The 1196-nt window shown below is 44.3% G+C and carries 2 protein-coding genes; both read right to left on the bottom strand.

Features of this window, described 5'->3' with window-relative positions; translation table 11 throughout:
• Positions 1-413 (bottom strand): molybdopterin-dependent oxidoreductase (locus tag A3766_RS24065; protein WP_156509099.1); only part of this gene is annotated, 413 nt, incomplete at its 3' end.
• Between the two features lie 50 nt (positions 414-463).
• A partial coding sequence (locus tag A3766_RS24060; protein ID WP_068643123.1) for an acyl-CoA thioesterase II occupies positions 464-1196 on the bottom strand: 733 nt, incomplete at its 5' end.

The following is a 1196-nucleotide window of genomic DNA, read 5'->3' as shown; positions in this document are numbered from 1 at the left end:
TAGGTATAGCGACTCCCACCCATGGCATAACGCAGTTGTGAAGCATACGCACCGCCAAGATGATTACCTTGACCACCACCACCTACAATCGCGAAAGAGTCGGGGCCAAACTGATCACGCGTTACATTCATTTTTTCAGCGATTTCATCTAAGGCCTGATCCCAGCTAACCTTCTGAAAGCTCCCATCTGGCATCCTTTTTAAAGGATGTGTCAAACGATCATCGTGATTTTGATAATGCTCTAATCTTGCCGCTTTCTGGCAAATATAGCCCTTAGTCATAGGGTGTTGAGGATCACCTTTGATCTTAATTAATTTGCCGTCCTGGGTGGTAACATCCAAGCCACAGTTTCGTGAACATAATATACAAGCGGTTTTATGCAGCTCTGTATTCTCACTATCAACGTTTGTCATGATCGCTCTCTTGCTTTTTAAAAGCTGTAATTATTGAGATATAGACTAGCTTAATCTTTGTAATACACCATCTGGCTACTTGTCGCCACCAAGGTACCATCAGGGCTCCATAGCTCAGCCCTTTGCTCAAAATAACCATTAGTAAATTTGGTAGCGCTAGCGCGACCAAGCAGATGAGTCGCCTCCAAGCCCAACAATTCATCTTCAGTTATATGGAAATTAATCGTTAAACTAACCGTTCCCATTGGGACGATCTTATGTCTTCGAACAAAAATTCGTGGAAAGAACGAGTCAGAGATTGCTGTTACTGAGGCATAGTCCAGCTTTCTTGCTGGCTTGTCAGAAATCCACAAGAGGCTCTCGGAGGGGTTTGCTTGTTTACCCTTAACTAGCGGCTGAAAAGGAGCACCATAAACAAAGCGCATATCGTATTGGTCTACCCAGCTCGGCATGCCCGGAAATTTTGGTAGTGAATCCACCACTTCAAAATCTGGTGCATAAGGCATCCTTACTTCATCATTAGACCAAGTCTCATTTCGCTTAGCAAAAACACAACTAGCAGAACACTGCATTACATCGCCTTGCAAAAAATCTACACGCCAATGCTGGTTGGAACGGTTAGTTCTTAATAGAGCAGGTTTGACCACCAACTCATCATCTTCAATCGGCCCCATATAATTAATAGTAAGCGATACCGGCATGCCTTCTCTTTCTGGGTGACCTAACACTGCTTGAAGGATCGTAGCCGCCGTCACACCACCGAAAGGGCCTACCATATTTTGA

Source organism: Oleiphilus sp. HI0132 (assembly GCF_001635845.1).
This window is presented reverse-complemented; position numbering and strand designations above follow the sequence as displayed.